15 protein-coding genes and 1 pseudogene are annotated in these 16,161 nt (G+C 68.2%); 12 read left to right on the forward strand and 4 right to left on the reverse strand.

The features are described 5' to 3' along the window. Nucleotides 1-13 precede the first annotated feature (13 nt). The gene (locus tag UA74_RS29770; protein ID WP_083683824.1) at nucleotides 14-1,669 is read right to left on the reverse strand and encodes an alanine/glycine:cation symporter family protein; all 1,656 of its coding nucleotides are present in this window, start codon (nucleotides 1,667-1,669) and stop codon (nucleotides 14-16) included. A gap of 384 nt (nucleotides 1,670-2,053) precedes the next feature. On the opposite strand from UA74_RS29770, the gene UA74_RS29775 reads away from it, so the two are divergent. The 6 genes from UA74_RS29775 to pyrE all read left to right on the forward strand — a co-directional run bounded on the left by UA74_RS29775 (nucleotide 2,054) and on the right by pyrE (nucleotide 10,671). Then, a complete protein-coding gene (locus tag UA74_RS29775) occupies nucleotides 2,054-3,496 on the forward strand; it encodes an SLC13 family permease (protein ID WP_404800008.1) in 1,443 nt (480 codons plus the stop codon). Between the two features lie 858 nt (nucleotides 3,497-4,354). After that, on the forward strand, nucleotides 4,355-6,952 hold the full coding sequence (clpB, locus tag UA74_RS29780) for an ATP-dependent chaperone ClpB (protein ID WP_075743132.1): 2,598 nt from the start codon (nucleotides 4,355-4,357) through the stop codon (nucleotides 6,950-6,952). Between the two features lie 472 nt (nucleotides 6,953-7,424). Continuing rightward, nucleotides 7,425-8,162, forward strand: coding sequence for a type III secretion system chaperone family protein (locus tag UA74_RS29785; RefSeq protein WP_083683825.1), 738 nt, complete (start codon nucleotides 7,425-7,427; stop codon nucleotides 8,160-8,162). Nucleotides 8,163-8,395: 233 nt separating this feature from the next. Next, complete coding sequence (locus UA74_RS29790; RefSeq protein WP_075743133.1) at nucleotides 8,396-9,169, forward strand: SDR family NAD(P)-dependent oxidoreductase; 774 nt, start codon at nucleotides 8,396-8,398, stop codon at nucleotides 9,167-9,169. 31 nt (nucleotides 9,170-9,200) lie between these two features. Next, a complete protein-coding gene (locus tag UA74_RS29795) occupies nucleotides 9,201-9,884 on the forward strand; it encodes a hypothetical protein (RefSeq protein ID WP_075743134.1) in 684 nt (227 codons plus the stop codon). 217 nt (nucleotides 9,885-10,101) lie between these two features. Beyond that, nucleotides 10,102-10,671, forward strand: coding sequence for an orotate phosphoribosyltransferase (gene pyrE / locus UA74_RS29800; protein WP_075743135.1), 570 nt, complete (start codon nucleotides 10,102-10,104; stop codon nucleotides 10,669-10,671). Nucleotides 10,672-11,323: 652 nt separating this feature from the next. Here the strand turns inward: pyrE and UA74_RS29805 are convergent. The 3 genes from UA74_RS29805 to UA74_RS32590 are packed head-to-tail and all read right to left on the reverse strand — an operon-like array spanning nucleotide 11,324 to nucleotide 12,197. Next, nucleotides 11,324-11,569, reverse strand: coding sequence for a hypothetical protein (locus UA74_RS29805; protein ID WP_075743136.1), 246 nt, complete (start codon nucleotides 11,567-11,569; stop codon nucleotides 11,324-11,326). Continuing rightward, on the reverse strand, nucleotides 11,566-11,952 hold the full coding sequence (locus tag UA74_RS29810) for a hypothetical protein (RefSeq protein WP_157434517.1): 387 nt from the start codon (nucleotides 11,950-11,952) through the stop codon (nucleotides 11,566-11,568). The genes UA74_RS29805 and UA74_RS29810 overlap by 4 nt, the downstream gene beginning before the upstream one ends. Then, entirely contained in the window at nucleotides 11,949-12,197 is a 249-nt protein-coding gene (locus UA74_RS32590; RefSeq protein ID WP_075743138.1) for a hypothetical protein, read from the reverse strand. The genes UA74_RS29810 and UA74_RS32590 overlap by 4 nt, the downstream gene beginning before the upstream one ends. Before the next feature lie 269 nt (nucleotides 12,198-12,466). Here UA74_RS32590 and UA74_RS34370 point away from each other — a divergent pair. From UA74_RS34370 to UA74_RS29835, 6 genes and pseudogenes are all read left to right on the forward strand, one after another. After that, nucleotides 12,467-12,673: pseudogene (locus UA74_RS34370) on the forward strand (helix-turn-helix domain-containing protein); the annotation flags it as partial. A 12-nt stretch (nucleotides 12,674-12,685) separates the two neighbouring features. Continuing rightward, nucleotides 12,686-13,318, forward strand: a complete 633-nt coding sequence (locus UA74_RS29815) for a DUF5753 domain-containing protein (protein WP_232237560.1) — start codon at nucleotides 12,686-12,688, stop codon at nucleotides 13,316-13,318. Then, nucleotides 13,315-13,503 (forward strand): DUF397 domain-containing protein, encoded by a 189-nt coding sequence (locus UA74_RS29820; protein WP_075743140.1) that lies wholly within the window; start codon nucleotides 13,315-13,317, stop codon nucleotides 13,501-13,503. The genes UA74_RS29815 and UA74_RS29820 overlap by 4 nt, the downstream gene beginning before the upstream one ends. Before the next feature lie 92 nt (nucleotides 13,504-13,595). Beyond that, a complete protein-coding gene (locus UA74_RS32595) occupies nucleotides 13,596-14,183 on the forward strand; it encodes a hypothetical protein (protein WP_157434519.1) in 588 nt (195 codons plus the stop codon). 174 nt (nucleotides 14,184-14,357) lie between these two features. After that, nucleotides 14,358-14,699, forward strand: a complete 342-nt coding sequence (locus UA74_RS32600) for a hypothetical protein (protein ID WP_157442345.1) — start codon at nucleotides 14,358-14,360, stop codon at nucleotides 14,697-14,699. 554 nt (nucleotides 14,700-15,253) lie between these two features. After that, complete coding sequence (locus UA74_RS29835; protein WP_083683829.1) at nucleotides 15,254-16,099, forward strand: LemA family protein; 846 nt, start codon at nucleotides 15,254-15,256, stop codon at nucleotides 16,097-16,099. Nucleotides 16,100-16,161 lie beyond the last annotated feature (62 nt).

A 16,161-nucleotide genomic window follows, 5' to 3' on the forward strand; every position in this document is an offset into this window, starting at 1 on the left:
TCTGCCCAGTGGCTCAGTCGTTCACCTTCGTCGGCTCCACCTCACCGGAGCCGGACCCGCCCGCACCGGTGTCACCGCCCTTACCGGTGATGCGCACGATCTCGCCCGAGCGCAGCCTGGCCAGGTAGTCCTTGACCTCGCGCTTCACGATCGGCGCCAGGAAGTACAGGCCGGCGATGTTGAAGAGGGCCGCGACGAAGAGTGTCGCGTCGGCGAAGTTCAGCACCGGTCCAAGGGTGAGCACGGTGCCGACGACGATGAAGAAGCAGTACACGGCCTTGTAGGCGATCTCGCTGCCCCGGCTCTTGCCGAACAGGAACGTCCAGGCCTTCTGACCGTAGTAGGCCCAGGTGATCATCGTGGAGACGGCGAACAGGATCACCGCAATCGTCAGCACGTAGGGGAACCACGGCAGCACCGTCTCGAAGGAGGACGAGGTCACCGTGACGCCGTCCGGGGCATCGCCGCCCGCCATCACGGCGGCCTGACCGTCCCGCCAGAACTGGGTGTTGGCGATGATGATGGTCAGCGCGGTCATGGTGCAGACGATCACCGTGTCGACGAAGGGCTCCAGCAGCGCGACGAAGCCCTCGGTGACCGGGTGCTTCGTCTTGACGGCGGCGTGTGCGATGGGAGAGGAGCCCACGCCCGCCTCGTTGGAGAACGCGGCACGCTGGAAGCCGACGATCAGGACGCCGACGACGCCGCCTGCGACGCCCTGCGGATTGAAGGCACCGGAGATGATGGCGTTCACCGCCCCTGGCACCTGATCGATGTTGACCAGGATGACGGTCAGACAGGCCAGCACGTACACGATCCCCATCGCGGGCACCAGCTTCTCGGTGACGCGGCCGATCGACTTGATGCCGCCGATGATCACCATCGCCACCACGCCCGCCAGCACCAGGCCGAAGATCAGCGCAGCACCGTCGCCGCCGAAGAGGCCCTCGTCACCGCCGGTAACCGACTGGACCTGCGCGAAGGTCTGGTTGGCCTGGAACATGTTGCCGCCCGCGAGGGCGAAGAACAGCAGGAAGACCGAGGCGCCCACCGCCATGACCTTGCCCGCCGCACGTCCGAAGCCGTTCGGGAACCGTTCCGCCATGCCCTTGCGCAGGTAGTACATCGGGCCGCCGGAGACGGTGCCGTCCGCATGGATCTCGCGGTACTTCACCCCGAGCGTGCACTCGACGAACTTCGTGCACATGCCGAGGATGCCCGCGATGATCATCCAGAAGGTCGCGCCTGCACCACCGATGACCATCGCGACGCCCACGCCCGCGATGTTGCCGAGACCCACTGTCCCGGACAGAGCCGAGGACAGCGCCTGGAAGTGGGTGATCTCACCGGGCTCGTCGTCCCGGGTGTACTGACCTCGCGCGATACGGATGGCGAGCCGGAACTTCCCGAACTGGATGAGGCCGAAGTACACGGTGAAGATCGCGGCGGCGATGACCAGCCAGCCGACGATCCAGGGGAAGGCGATGCCGAAGATGGTGATCTCGCCGAAGATCAGTCGGTCGGCGAACTCCTCCACGGGAGCGAAGCCGCTGTTGATGCCCTCCTCAATGCCGGAGAGCCCTCCCCCTTCCGCGGCGATCGGCGTTGACTGAGTGAAGCCGGCTGCCCACGGCACGTGATCCGGCGGCGCAAGTGTGTCCCAAGACATGACCCCGTAGTGGACGTGGTTCGCGCCGCTGAGACAAGGGCTGGCGCAAGGAAATGACCTGCCGTAGCCGAAAAGACATCTTTCACCACGCGATGAGGCAAGTTCGTGACAAGGCAACGACCCGTAGCCTGCCCGACAAGATCAAGAAAAACTTTCGTAGTAAGACGCGTCACCGATGAGATAGCTTCTGCTCCCCAGGGCCTGTCGACGTCGCCGATGCCCATCGGATGACCTCGGCGTTGGCACGGCCGGTGGCGTCCAGGGAGGGAAGCGGTGACTCAAGCCGACGAACAGCCGACGAACGGTGGCAAGGTGAGTTCGAACGATCAGCAGGCGTCCGCTGCCGGGGCGAAGGCAACGCCCTCCGGCGGATCACGTCGGTGGATCGGTCTGGTCGTCGGCCCGGTCGTCTTCCTCGCCGCGTTGTTCCTGCTCCCGGACTCCCTGCCCGTGGAGGGCAGGGCCACGGCGGCGATCGCACTGCTGATGGCGATCTGGTGGATGACCGAGGCCATCCCGATCCCGGCGACGGCGCTGCTGCCCCTGGTGCTGTTTCCGATCTTGAACGTCGCCCCGCTGGCCGACGTCGCACCGCCCTACGCCAACGACATCATCTTCCTGTTCATGGGCGGGTTCATGCTGGCCCTGGCCATGCAGCGGTGGAACCTGCATAAGCGCATCGCGCTGCGAACGGTCCTCGTCGTCGGGACCAGCCCGAAGATGCTGATCGCGGGCTTCATGATCGCCACCGGCTTCGTCAGCATGTGGGTGAGCAACACCGCGACGGCCGTCATGATGCTGCCCATCGGCCTCTCGGTGCTCGTCCTCACCAAGCAGCTCGGCGACGGCAAGGGTGATCCGAACTTCGGCACGGCGCTGATGCTGGGCATCGCTTACGCCGCGTCCATCGGCTCGCTCGGCACCATCATCGGCACCCCGCCGAACACCCTGCTGGTCGGCTACCTCGCGGACAACCACGACATCTCCATCGGCTTCGGTCAGTGGATGCTCTTCGGCGTCCCGATCGCGGTGGTGTTCCTCTTCCTGGCCTGGCTCGTCCTGACCCGCTTCATCTACCCGCCGAAGCTGCGCGAGCTGCCCGGCGGACGCGAGCTGATCCAGCAGCAGCTCGACGAGCTGGGCCCGTTGAGTCGGGGCGAGAAGTTGACGCTCGGGGTCTTCGTCTTCGCGGCGCTCTCCTGGATCGGCGTTCCGCTGCTGGCCGATGTGGAGTCGGTGGCCGCCACCCTGCCCTGGCTGGCCAACATCAGCGACGGGGTGATCGCGATGGTCGTCGCGATCCTGCTCTTCCTGCTGCCGGTCGAGCCGCGCACCGGGACGAACGTGCTCGACTGGGAGACTGCCAAGGAACTGCCCTGGGGCATCCTGCTGCTGTTCGGCGGCGGGCTGAGCCTGTCGGGCCAGTTCACCGCCACCGGCCTGAGCACCTGGATCGGCGAGCGGGTGACCGCGCTGGGCGTGCTCCCGCTGATCCTGCTGATCGCGCTGGTCGCGGTGCTGGTCCTGTTCCTGACCGAGTTGACGAGCAACACCGCGACCGCCGCTACCTTCCTGCCCATCCTCGGCGGGGTCGCGATCGGCCTCGGACTCGATCCGATGGTGCTCGCCATCCCCGTGGCCTTGGCAGCGACCTGTGCCTTCATGCTGCCGGTGGCCACGCCGCCGAACGCCATCGCCTACGGCTCCGGTTACGTCGCCATCGGGCAGATGGTGCGGGCGGGCATCTGGCTGAACATCATCGCGGTGGTCCTCATCACCGCAGCGATGTACGGCCTCGGTGGACTGGTCTTCAGCCTGACGCTGTGACCGATCGACGGTGCTGCCCGGCCTCGGCCGTGCAGCCCGTCCCGCGCCTTGCGAACCGGCGCGGGGCGGGCTTCGGCACGTAAGGCCCCGCCTGACTGTTCGATCTCGCTCGGCTGACCTGCGGTCGCCCCGCTCCCGTGCGTTCGGCAGGCAGGCGGGAGAACCGAGGATGAACGACTCTCGGCCGGTCCCGGCCCGACTGCTCGCTGGTTCCACCCGGGGCCGGAAGCGCTGTCTTCGAGTCGGTTCCGGTCTCGGAGCGCCCGGCAGCTGAGGTTCCTACTCGGACCTGCTTCCTCTCGCGGTCGACCAGGCGCCGAACGCCGACTGTTTTCGCGGTCGGCCGTCCCCCGGCACGAAGACTGCGCGCGCCGACGCCCCTGAGCCCCGGCTGCCCCACGCCGAGCAGACCGTCGCCCGCGCACACCTGCATCGGCCGGTGCGTGAGCCCGCCGCCGACAGGCTCCGAGCGATCCGGCACTGTCGTGCCAGGTCTGCGATCGGCGGTGACCCGCGCTCACCCTCCGCCCCGCAGGCAGCCTGCGCAGCCGGCGGCCGACCGGGCCGCACGAAAGAACCGTCGACGAGAGTGGGCGCCCCCGAGGACGGCCCGGTTCGCCCAGGTGGCCCGCCTGTCGAGGCTTCTCGCCCTCCCCTGCGGCGTCATTCGATCGGTGATACGGGTAACTTGAGTGGAACTGACTCAACTTTCCTGACGTTGTCTCCGAGAGGCGCAGGCCTCCGATGCGCGCCGAGCGCGCCTGCGGAAGTCTGCGGAAGTCTGCGGAAGTCTGCGGAAGAGACGCCGGGACTCCCGATGCCGGGAACGACTGTGCGACGACTGCGATGAGGTGAGGGATGGACGCTTTCAACCCGACCACGAAGGTGCAACAGGCGATCTCGTCGGCGGCGCAGGCCGCCACCGTGGCGGGCAACCCGAACGTGGCCCCGGCCCACCTGCTCGGCGCCCTGCTGTCGCAGAGCGACGGGGTGGCCGTCCCGCTGCTGTCCGCCGTCGGCGCCGACTCGACCGCGCTGCGGACCGGACTCGACAAGCTGAGCGCCGTCCTGCCCTCTGCGGTGGGCGCCACGGTCAACGCCCCGCAGTTCGACGCCGAGGCCCTCAAGACCATGACGCACGCCCAGCGGCTGGCCACCGAGATGGGCGACGAGTACGTCTCCACCGAGCACCTGCTGGTGGGGCTGGCCGCCGAGGGCGGCCGGGTGGCCGATCTGCTGCGCGAGCAGGGCGCCACGCCCGAGACGCTCCGGGAGGCCTTCGCCCAGGTGCGCGGCTCGGCGCGGATCACCAGTCCCGATCCGGAGGGCAGCTTCAAGGCCCTGGAGAAGTACGGCGTCGACCTCACCGACCGAGCCCGGCGCGGCGAACTCGACCCGGTCATCGGCCGCGACGCCGAGATCCGCCGGGTCGTGCAGGTGCTGTCCCGGCGGACCAAGAACAACCCGGTCCTCATCGGCGAGCCGGGAGTCGGCAAGACCGCCATCGTCGAGGGCCTCGCGCAACGGATCGTCGCGGGCGACGTGCCGGAATCACTGCGCGGCAAGCGCGTCGTCGGTCTCGACCTCGGCTCGATGGTCGCTGGCGCCAAGTACCGAGGCGAGTTCGAGGAGCGGCTCAAGGCGGTGCTGAAGGAGATCACCGACTCGGCTGGCCAGGTCGTCACCTTCATCGACGAGCTGCACACCATCGTCGGGGCGGGCGCCACCGGCGAGGGCGCGATGGACGCGGGCAACATGATCAAGCCGATGCTCGCCAGGGGCGAACTGCGGATGGTCGGCGCGACCACGCTCGACGAGTACCGCAGTCACATCGAGTCCGATGCCGCCCTGGAACGGCGCTTCCAGCAGGTCCTGGTCGGCGAGCCGACCGAGGAGGACACCATCGCGATCCTCCGGGGCCTCAAGGAGCGCTACGAGGTCCATCACGGCGTGCGGATCACCGACGGCGCGCTGGTCGCCGCGGCGACGCTGTCCAGCCGGTACATCACCGCTCGCTTCCTGCCGGACAAGGCCATCGACCTGGTCGACGAGGCGGCGTCCCGGCTGCGGATGGAGATTGACTCGCGGCCGGTGGAGGTCGACGAGGTGGAGCGCGCGGTGCGTCGCCTGGAGATCGAGGAGATGGCGCTGGCCAAGGAGGAGGACGCCGCCTCGCTGGAGCGGCTGGCCGCCCTGCGCGCCGAACTCGCCGAACGGCGGGAACTGCTCGCCGGGCTCACCGCCCGCTGGCAGAACGAGAAGGGCTCCATCGACCGCACCCGCGAACTCAAGGAACAGCTCGAACAGCTTCGGGGCGAATCGGAGCGGGCGGAGCGGGACGGCGACCTCGGCCGGGCCGCCGAACTGCGCTACGGCCGGATACCCGCGTTGGAGAAGGAGCTGGCGGCGGCGGCCGAGGCGGGCGCGCAGTCACAGGTGATGCTCAAGGAGGAGGTCACTCCCGACGACGTCGCCGACGTGGTCGGCGCCTGGACGGGCATCCCGGCTGGCAGGCTGCTGGAGGGCGAGACGGCGAAGCTGCTGCGCATGGAGGAGATGCTGAGCAGTCGGGTCGTCGGGCAGCCCGAGGCCGTCCGGGCGGTGTCCGACGCCGTGCGCCGGGCCAGGGCGGGCGTCGCCGACCCGGACCGCCCCACCGGCTCCTTCCTGTTCCTCGGTCCCACCGGCGTCGGCAAGACCGAACTGGCCAAGGCGCTGGCCGAGTTCCTCTTCGACGACGAGCGGGCGATGATCCGCATCGACATGAGCGAGTACGGCGAGAAGCACTCGGTGGCGCGGCTCGTCGGTGCGCCGCCCGGATACGTCGGCTACGACCAGGGCGGTCAGCTCACCGAGTCGGTGCGCAGGCGTCCGTACTCGGTGGTGCTGCTCGACGAGGTGGAGAAGGCGCATCCCGACGTCTTCGACGTGCTGCTCCAGGTGCTCGACGACGGCAGGCTCACCGACGGCCAGGGGCGCACGGTCGACTTCCGCAATGCGATCCTCGTGCTGACCTCGAACCTCGGCTCGCAGGCCATCGCCGACCTCAACCTGAGCGAACGCGACCGGCGGGACGCGGTGCTCACGGAGGTGCGCAGGCGGTTCAAGCCGGAGTTCGTGAACCGACTCGACGACCTGGTGGTCTTCCACTCGCTGGCCACCGAGGAACTGACCGGGATCGTCGACATCCAGGTGGCCCGGCTGGCCCGCAGGCTGGCGCAGCGCAGGCTCGAACTGGAGATCAGCGAGGCCGCCAAGGAATGGCTGGCGATCAACGGCTTCGACCCGGTCTACGGCGCCCGGCCGCTGCGCAGGCTCATCCAGTCCGCGATCGGCGACCAGCTGGCCCGGCAGCTGCTCGCTGGCGAGATCCGCGACGGCGACCGAGCGGTCGTCGAACTGGCCGAGGACGCCGAGGGACTCCAGGTGCTGCGAGGTGAGCCCGTGAACGGCTGAGGCCCCGCCGCGCAGGCGGTCGCCGAGGGCAGGCGGCGCTCGGCGACCGCGCGCAGCGGTCGGCGGGCATCGGGCGGCGCGCGGCACCGGACAGCGCGCCGGTCCGAGACGCCGAAGGCGACACCGGCCGGGGGATCATCGATCGCATCCGTGCACCGACGCGAGACGGTCTCCGGTGGTCCCCGGCCGGCCTCGTCGCGTGGTCAGGCCGTGCGAGCCGGGACGCGGCCTGCGCAGGCGGGACGTCCGGTCTGCCGGCGGCTCGACGCCGGTCCGGCCCTGCCTCGCCCGAGCGCGGCCGGTTCGACGACCGCTGACAGCCCGACGAGTGATCACCGAACGTGATCGAATTTCGCGAACATCCCGCGTGACCACCGGACTCTAGGCCGAGCGGCGTCACTTTGCGTCAGATCTGGCTTTATCGGTACCGCGATCTTCGCCAATCGCCGATCACGTCGCTACCCTTCGCACTGTGAACGTGCCGACTTGGGTCTGGTTCACGGTGGCCGTGCTCTTCGCCGTGGGTGGTTTCGTCCTGTTGGCTGCCGATCGTGCCCAGCGCACGGCGCGCAACCGGGAGCGTCGCCGGTGGGCGGCACTGCGTGGTTGGCAGTTCGCCGAGGTCGATCAGGTTCTGCCGACCAGGTGGGAACACGGCGCGCTCGCTCCGCACGGCAGCGGGCTCGCCAAGGACGTGGTCGCCGGTTCCACCTTCACCGCCGACGGCAGGCGTCAGGTCTACGTCTTCGACCACGAGACCGGCGGCCGGATCAGCTCGGTGCTGATCGCCGTCCGCTGCCGCCGCAAGCATGACGTCGTGGTCGAGCTGTGGCTCCCCAGCGTCCCGGTTCCGCAGGAGTCGGGCCTCGACCTGCTCGGCCCCGTCGGCTCCCGCTACGCCTTCGTCACCAACCTGAACGCCGCCCGCGCCCTGATGACCCCGGACCTCGTCGAGGCCGCCGAGGAGATCGGCGATGACGTCGTCGTGGTGTGGCTGGAGAACGAGTGGGTGGTGGCCGCCGCGCCGCCGAGCGCCACGCCCGCCCGGCTGGAGCAGCTGCTGCGCGACGTCGGCGAGATCGCCGACCTGGTGGACCCCTTCGATCCCGACGCCGAGGACGTCGTCGAGGACGAGATCCCGGCGTTGGAGGCCGCGCCCTCCGCAGACAAGCGCGAACAGGACGAGGTCTACCGGCCGTCGTCGTCCTGATCCCGGTCTGCTCCTGACGGGGGTCTGCTCCTGCTCGGCGATGCCGTGCGGCGAGAAGCCGCAGGCAGGCACTGCGCGGCCCGCCGCCCTCGCAGGCCGCACCCGCCGGCCCGCCGGGCGCGGATCGCGGAGCCGTTCGGCCTGCGTCGCGCCCCCGCAGACCGGTTCGCCGCGCCGCCCCGGGTCGATGATTCCGGTGACAGGCCCTCGAGTCTGCCGATACCGTGCGGGTCATGACCACCGCTCTCATCACCGGGCCGACCGCAGGGATCGGCCGGGCGTTCGCCCGGAGGCTCGCGGCCGAGGGCCACGACCTGATCCTGGTCGCACGGAATCAGGACCGACTGACCGCGTTGGCGGCGGAACTGCGCGAGCGACACGGTATCGACGCCGAGGTGATCGCCGCCGACCTGTCGATCGACGCCGACCGAGGTCGAGTGGCCGATCGACTCCGTGACGAGGACCGGCCGGTGGATCTGCTGGTCAACAACGCCGGGTTCAGCTTCGTCGAGAAGTTCCTGGATCTGGACTTCGAGCAGTTGCGCGGCCAGCTCGACGTGAACGTCACCGCAGTGCTCCAGCTCAGCCACGCCGCGTTGGGACCGATGCTCGCAAGGAACGGCGGCGCGGTGATCAACGTGTCCAGCGTGGCGGGCTTCCTGCCCGGCCGAGGCTCGACCTATACGGCCAGCAAGGCATGGGTGACGATGTTCACCGAGGGGCTGGCAGCCATGACCGCAGGCAGCAAGGTGCGTGTTCTGGCGCTCTGCCCCGGCTTCACCAAGACCGAGTTTCACCTGCGCGCGGGCATCGACATGACCAGATTCCCCGACAGGCTTCAGCTCGACGCCGATCGCGTCGTGCACGAGTGCCTCCGCGATCTGCGCCGCGATCGCGTGCTGTCGATCCCCGCAGTGCAGTACAAGGCCATCACCGCGTTGGCCGGACTGCTGCCGAGGGCATTGGTACGTCGACTCACCTCGCGCGTCAACGCGCGGGCGAACTAGCAGCAGGCACGGCCGAGAAGGAGCGAGCCCGATGGACGCGCTAGGGGTTCTGACGATCCTGGCCTTCGGGCTGCTGATCCTTGGCATCTTCCTCCTCGGCCGATACTTACAGCGTCGGAAACGCGCGGAGTTCCAGGCCTGGGCGGACGCCCACGGCTGGTCGTATCGGCCCCGTGACGATCGGTGGGCCGGTCACTTCCGGGCGCCGCTGTTCCACCGAGGCCATCGGCGGGGCGCGCACCACGTCGTGGAAGGTAGTCATCGCGGCAGGCGGCTCGTGGTCTTCGAGTACTTCTACGTGGAACGGCAGGGGTCGGGAAAGAACCGCCGCAACGTCACCTACCGATTCGCCGTGGCCTCGGTGTTCACCCCAGCACCGCGACCGACGCTGGAAGTGAGCCGGGAACACGTCGGACACCGGTTGTTGGGCGTCTTCGGCGTCAAGGACCTTCAACTGGAGAGCGAGGAGTTCAACCGCGCCTTCCGCATCCAGACCGAGGACGACCGGTTCGCCTACGACATCCTGCACCCGAGGACCATGGAATGGATGCTCGGCGACGAGCGATTCAAGGCCCTGCCGTTCCGCATCGACAACGGTGACCTGATGAGCTGGCGACAGGGCAGGCTGCGCCCGGCGGACATCGCGCCGCTGGCGACGTTCGTGGTCGACATCCTGGAACGAGTGCCCGACTACGTCTGGCAGAACCGCACCTGAGCAGGCTCGCGGGGTGACCGCGCCACGAGACGGGCCGCCCAGTCTCACGCAGGCCGCCCGCTCCGATTCCCGTGCAACAGGCACCCCGCGTCGCCCGTCGGCGCGACGCCGGCCCCCGGGGGATCTGATCGATTCGAGGGCGGGGCCGAGGCGTCTCGCGGCGCTCGGGACGGATGTGCCAGTCTGGGGCCTTGTGCGAGGCGAATCGAACTCTCAGGTGACCCCGGCGCTGCCCTCGGTCGACGACGCGGCCCGGCGTGAGCTGGCCGCGCTGGTCTCGAAGCTGGCCGTGGTGCGCGGCCGGGTGGTGCTCTCCTCCGGCGCCGAGGCGGACTACTACATCGACCTGCGGCGGGTGACCCTGCATCACGCGGCGGCGCCGCTGCTGGGCAGGCTGCTGCGGCAGCTGACCGCCGACTGGGACTACGCGGCCGTGGGCGGACTGACCCTCGGTGCCGACCCCCTGGCGATGTCGGTGTTGCACGACGCCGCGCGGGACGAGGTGGCGCTGGACGCCTTCGTGGTGCGCAAGGCAACCAAGCAGCACGGGATGCAGCGTCGGATCGAGGGACCGGACGTCACGGGCCGCCGGGTGCTGGCCGTGGAGGACACCTCCACCACCGGCGGCAGCGTGCTCACTGCCGTCGAGGCACTGCGCGAGGCGGGCGCCGAGGTGGTCGGCGTGGCGACCGTCGTCGACCGGGATACGGGAGCCCGCGAGCGCGTGGAGGCCGAGGGACTGTCTTATCGCTACCTGCTCGGCCTGCCGGACCTCGGGCTGAACTGATCGAGCAGGCCGGGGACTCCCGGCACGCTCAACGTCTGCCCGGCCGACCGATCTGCGCAAACCCCCATGCCGCGCCGATAACGAGCGCAGCAGACAGCGGACGCACGGAGCACCGTCACCGGGCGCCAGGGTGTCCAGCTCGTCGCCCCCGCGAAACTGCTGCCCGCACAAGGCGGTCAGGACGGCGGGCGGCTCGGTCCCGGCGCCGGGTTCGCGGATCTCGACGACGTGCACCGGCACCGTGCCCGCTCGTCGCACGAGCAACCGGACGGCGGGCTCGGTGTCCGAGGCCTCAGCCGGTGCGGTGTCGGTGACGACCGCCTGACAGTCCGCGCAGTCGGCGGCGGGTGCGGCGGGGATGCCGGGCAGCATCTCGGCGGGCGGCGGGCCGATGGTCACCGTCGCACCGCAGAGTGCGGCGACCTGGTCACCATCGACGGGGATCGCGTCGCCGAGGTCGAGGAACACCAGATGGCGGTCGGGGATCAGGCCTGCCGCTGGCGGGGTGTCCTGCTCGATGAGCAGCGGCTCGGCGGCGATCTCGCGCTCGCCGGTCATCGTCGACTCCCGGTGATCGCCAGGATGTACGGGCGGATTCGGGCGGCGCGCAGGCGGTGTACGACCGAGATGGTCTTCTGCGCGGTGAGAGTTCTCATCGGACGAGTGCCAGGTGTCGTGGCCGGTAGGGCGCTCGGGTGTGGGCGGCGGCGAGGCAGCCGGGACAGCGGTGGTCGTCGTAGTAGGGCACGGCGACGGGTTCGCGGTTGAGCGCGGTGAACAGCGTCGTCGGGTCGCAGATCGGGCGGATCTGGGCGCGGCCGTCGGCGGTCCAGTGCTCGGTGCGGGCGCGGTGGGTGTCGCCGTCGCCGACGGTGCGGACGAACCACGGGCCGATCATCGCCGGGCTCCGGTGCTGCGAACGGCATCCAGTGCGCGGCGGAGGGCGTGGGCGAGTTCGGGGACGCGGTCGGCATAGACGAACCAGCGGCCGAGCACGCAGGTGCGGGTACGCAGGGAGATCTCCACGCCGTCGGGCCGGTGACGCAGCAGGAGCCGCCGCAGCTCGGTGCGATCGTCGACGGCGGGCAGGTCGATCGCGCTTCCGGCGCGCAGCGCGTCGAGGACGTCGACGGCATCGGTGGCACTGATGGCGGCGCGAACAGGATCGGCGCCGGGTCGGGCGCCTTCGACGAGCACGCCGTGCCCGCCGCTGGTGACGAACATGCTGCTACTCCGAGAACAAGAGTCGGGGACGAGGAACAACGCATCCAGACCGCTCATCGGCCCACCGCCACGGCCAGCCGCTCCTCGGCCAACCGAGCCAGAATCGACGACAGGGCCACCGTGCGAACGTGGCTTCGGCGCCGGGGCGGCGGCGGGCGATAACCCCAGATCGTCAGCGGAAGACCACTCGCGACCAGCACCAACCCGACCGGCAGGAACGGGCTCACGACACGCCGCCGGGGCGCTGCGGGGCGACGGGCTGCGCTGGTCGTGCACAGCTCGCGCTGCGGGTTCCATTCCACGAGATACTCGGCGTACCGATGCCGCCTCGTAGGTCGCGGTCGGGCCAGATTGCCCAGATCGTCGCGAGGAACGCGACCATGCCGATCAGGCCGATTGTCAAGATTGCATGAGGCACGAACAGCCTCCCGTCCGCTCCATCTTCAACAATGGAGCACATTGGAGCACTTCGGAGCATATTGGCGCACCCAAGTAGGACAGATGCTCCGACAGGCGTCAATGCCCCAGTCGGGTGCTCCACGGGCCTGATCAGAGCCGGTACCGTCTGCGCATGTCCACGTCACGTCGTAGCCCGATCGCCGTCGCTGTCGGAGAGTCGCTGCGACTTATTCGCGAACGTGCCGGCCTGTCAGTGCGCGAAGTCTCCCGACGCATGGAGACGCATCACACCGCCGTGACGCGCACGGAAGAGGGCCGTCGTCGACTGAGCACCGACGACATCGCGGCATGGCTGGCACACCTTGGTGCCACGGCCGACGAGCGTGCCGCAGTGCTGGCACTGGTACGGGACGTCGGCCGGTCTGCATGGTCGGCAGTCGGACATGCCGTCCCGGCTCAGCTGTCCACTCTGGTCCGCTACGAGCGTGAAGCGGTAGCGATCACCGAGGTCAACGCGGTGTTGATCCCCGGCCTGTTGCAGACGGAGAACTACGTTCGTGCGGTCATGTCGACTGGCGACATCCCTGACGACGGAATCGAAGATCGCGTGATCTACCGCATGGGACGCCAATCGGTGTTGCGGCGTCGTGCCGGAGCGATGACGGCGATCATCGACGAAGGGGCGCTCACGCGGCAGATCGGTGGTCACGCCGTGATGGCTGAGCAGATGACGGCGCTACTCGACTGGAGCAATACCGGCCATGTCGAGGTACTGATCATCCCGACGAGCATCGGCGCACACCGAGGGATGGCAGGCGGATTCATGATCTTGGACATGCCGGACGGCGTCGTCGTTCACCTCGAACACCTTGACAGCGGGGTCTTCCTGCATGAGCCAGCCGACACAAGATCCTTTGTCGAGGCGGCCAGTAGCCTGCAAGACGTCGCGATGAGTCCAGTTGATTCGGCCCGCCTCATCGCGACGTACGCAGACAGCCACGCGAGGAACGAGGCATCACCATGACCGCACCGGACGGCTGGCGGAAATCCCGTCGATCACAGACAGCGACAGCTTGTGTCGAGATCGGCCGTTCCCCCGGCTTAGTCGGCATCCGGGACACCAAGAACCGCGACGGCGGAACACTCACCGTCGGCCACGCCGACTTCGACAGCTTCCTCAAGGCGATCAAGACCCACAGACTCGACTGACCCCACACACCCGCGTTCCGGTCACCCCGCGTGACCGGGGCGCGGCACCGTCCGGCATCCTCAAGTGATCACCGAACGTGAGGAGTCCAGCGGTGTCCGTCATGGAAGTGGTCGCGCGGTTGCAGCGAGCCCACGCCCTCATCAAAGACGCCCGACGGGCGGCGGCGGTCGCCGACGAAGCGATCACCGACGGCGCACACCTCTTCGCCGCCGCCACCGCCGGATCAGGACAGCCCTGTGTCGAGGCGGCACGACACCACACGACTGCCGCCGGGACAGAAGTCCGCACCGCCCACGCACTCTTCGAACAAGCCCAGACCCTCATCGACGTCTACTGCCACGCCGTCGCCGGACACGGCATCGCAGGCGGCGCAGCGCCATCGGTCGCGTCGCGCTCCGAGGAGCCAACCGCGCCCCTGCCCACATCGACCAGTCACCCCACAGAGAATCCCGAGGTCTGTTACGCCGCGCAGATCACTGAACTGCTGAGGGCGGGCAAAAAGATCACCCCGTCGGAGGTCATTCGGGTCGGCCGACATCGCGAGGACATCCTGTCTGGCTCGAAGAGGGGATATGGAACCGTTCGGGCAAGGCACATATATTCCGACCCGAACGGGAGGACAGCTTCGAAAATATGGGAGTGTCTCCGGACCACGTCATCGACCTCATCTTCGATTTGATCGAGAATCACGTTCCAGTCGGCCAGAGCGGCAAAGACGGAGCAGTATACGAGACCGAGGTGAATGGCGAGGTCAGACCAATATGTGTAGTCGTCGGCAGCAATGGTTACATTGTAACCGCCTATCCAATAGGCCGGAAAGCAAAGTTCAAACGGTATCGCGAGCGAGGATGACATGAAAATCTCGATGCTAGCCGGATTCACGCAGGGTCCGTTTTATTACGATGCAGGCGACGCACATACATGGGGAACAAATCACGTTATCGAAGACGCAGGAGAATTTCTCGGACCTAGCATGAGCCTCATCAACGATCTTACAGATTGGGATAATGAGTTCCAGAGTATCTACAATTCCGACGACCCCCGCGAGTCGAATTTCCCATCCGCCGAGGCCGAGGTCAACTGGATCGAGAAAGGAAAGGAGCTGGCAGTGCGGATCAAGCGCGAGTCGCCAGTGGTGACCAGTGTTGACTACCAGGCCGACGGCAGCATCCCCAAAGGCACGTGCATCGCGTAAGAGGGGAAATAATCCCACCCAACCTCAAAATGCGAAAACGGCAATCCGATGGGAGTCGACCTAGTCAACCTCAAGATTCTCGCCAGATACCGTCAGCCGCCGCACTTATTTAACGACGGAGAGCGAGAAATAATTAATCGCTCACACACCAGAAGAGGACGGCAGGTTCTTTCAGTCCAGCGACAACGTGATTCAGGAGCTTGATCGATGGAACCAAGAATATCAGGACACGCCGCACATGAACATCCCGCAAGACTCCGACTTCACCTCGGAGAGAACACCGAGAATGGATAGAAAATGGAGGTGAACTCGCCGCACGAATCAAGAAAGAGTTACCGAACGCCGACCGAGTCGGATACCAGGCCGATGGCGATTCCGAAAGGGGAGAATGCGTGTTCTGACCTCGGCCTGCTCAGGTGGTCAGAGGTCTGGCCCGCAGCCTGGCCGACTGGGCATCTCATCAGCGCCGCCAGCCGTCAGCCGCTCCCGGCGTGATCGGCGGCGGGTTCCTGCGGGCCAGTGACCCCGGCGTGTACAGCCGGTAGCCTCCAAGAGTGGACCCCGTGCTGTTGATCCTGCTGCTCGTACTGGCCGTGGTCGTACTCCTCGGAGTCGGTTACATCGTCAGTTACAACAGGTTCGTCGCGCAGCGCAACACCGTCGAGGAGTCCTGGCGACAGGTCGACGTCGAGTTGCAGCGGCGCTACGACCTGATCCCGAACCTGGTGGAGACGGTGCGCGCCTCCGCCCAGTTCGAGCAGAGCACCCTGCAGCAGGTGATCTCGGCGCGATCACACGCGATGCAGGCCAGGCAGGCGCACGCGAGCGTGCACGACCAGAGCCGCGCGGAGCAGCAGCTCACCGGCGCCCTGCACGGCTTCCTCGGCCTGGCCGAGAGCTACCCGCAACTCCAGTCCAACCAGAACTTCCTGCATCTGCAGAAGCAGCTCGCCGACACCGAGGACCGCATCGCCGCAGGCCGCCGGTTCTACAACGGCAACGTGCGCGCGCTGAACACCCGCGTGCAGTCGATCCCGTCCAGCATCGTGGCGAGCATCGCGAAGATCACCCAGGCCGAGTACTTCGAGGTCGACGACCCGTATGTGCGGGCATCGCCGACGCTGTCCGGCGCGTTCGACTCGCTCCACCAGCCGGGGCAGTACCAGCAGGCGTGGCAGGGACAGCCGGGGATGCCCGCTGGCCCCGGCCAGCCTCCGCAGCCAGGGCAGGTTCCGCACGCCGGGCTGCCGCAGGCGGGCCCCGGCCAGCAGACCTTCGGGCAGCAGGCATTCGGCCAGCAGGGCTTCGGCCAGCAGGCCCCGCAGGGCTGGCAGCCGCAGGGACAGCCCGCACCGGGCGGTCACCCCGCAGGCCCCCCGCAGCCGCCGAGCCAGTCCTGAGCACCGACCGGCCGAGGCCCGCCGAGGAGCCGCAGCCCGCCGAGGAGCCGGGTCCGACCGAG

The organism is Actinoalloteichus fjordicus (assembly GCF_001941625.1).
Taxonomy (GTDB): domain Bacteria; phylum Actinomycetota; class Actinomycetes; order Mycobacteriales; family Pseudonocardiaceae; genus Actinoalloteichus_A; species Actinoalloteichus_A fjordicus.

Bases quoted from the DNA above. Each gene is read 5' to 3' on its own strand.
- UA74_RS29790 (WP_075743133.1), top strand. From the start codon at position 8,396: ATGACCACCGCTCTCATCACCGGGCCGACCGCAGGGATCGGCCGGGCG.
- UA74_RS29770 (WP_083683824.1), bottom strand. From the start codon at position 1,669: ATGTCTTGGGACACACTTGCGCCGCCGGATCACGTGCCGTGGGCAGCC.
- UA74_RS29820 (WP_075743140.1), top strand. From the start codon at position 13,315: ATGACCGCACCGGACGGCTGGCGGAAATCCCGTCGATCACAGACAGCG.
- UA74_RS29795 (WP_075743134.1), top strand. From the start codon at position 9,201: ATGGACGCGCTAGGGGTTCTGACGATCCTGGCCTTCGGGCTGCTGATC.
- UA74_RS32600 (WP_157442345.1), top strand. From the start codon at position 14,358: ATGAAAATCTCGATGCTAGCCGGATTCACGCAGGGTCCGTTTTATTAC.
- clpB (WP_075743132.1), top strand. From the start codon at position 4,355: ATGGACGCTTTCAACCCGACCACGAAGGTGCAACAGGCGATCTCGTCG.
- UA74_RS29805 (WP_075743136.1), bottom strand. From the start codon at position 11,569: ATGATCGGCCCGTGGTTCGTCCGCACCGTCGGCGACGGCGACACCCAC.
- UA74_RS29810 (WP_157434517.1), bottom strand. From the start codon at position 11,952: ATGAGCGGTCTGGATGCGTTGTTCCTCGTCCCCGACTCTTGTTCTCGG.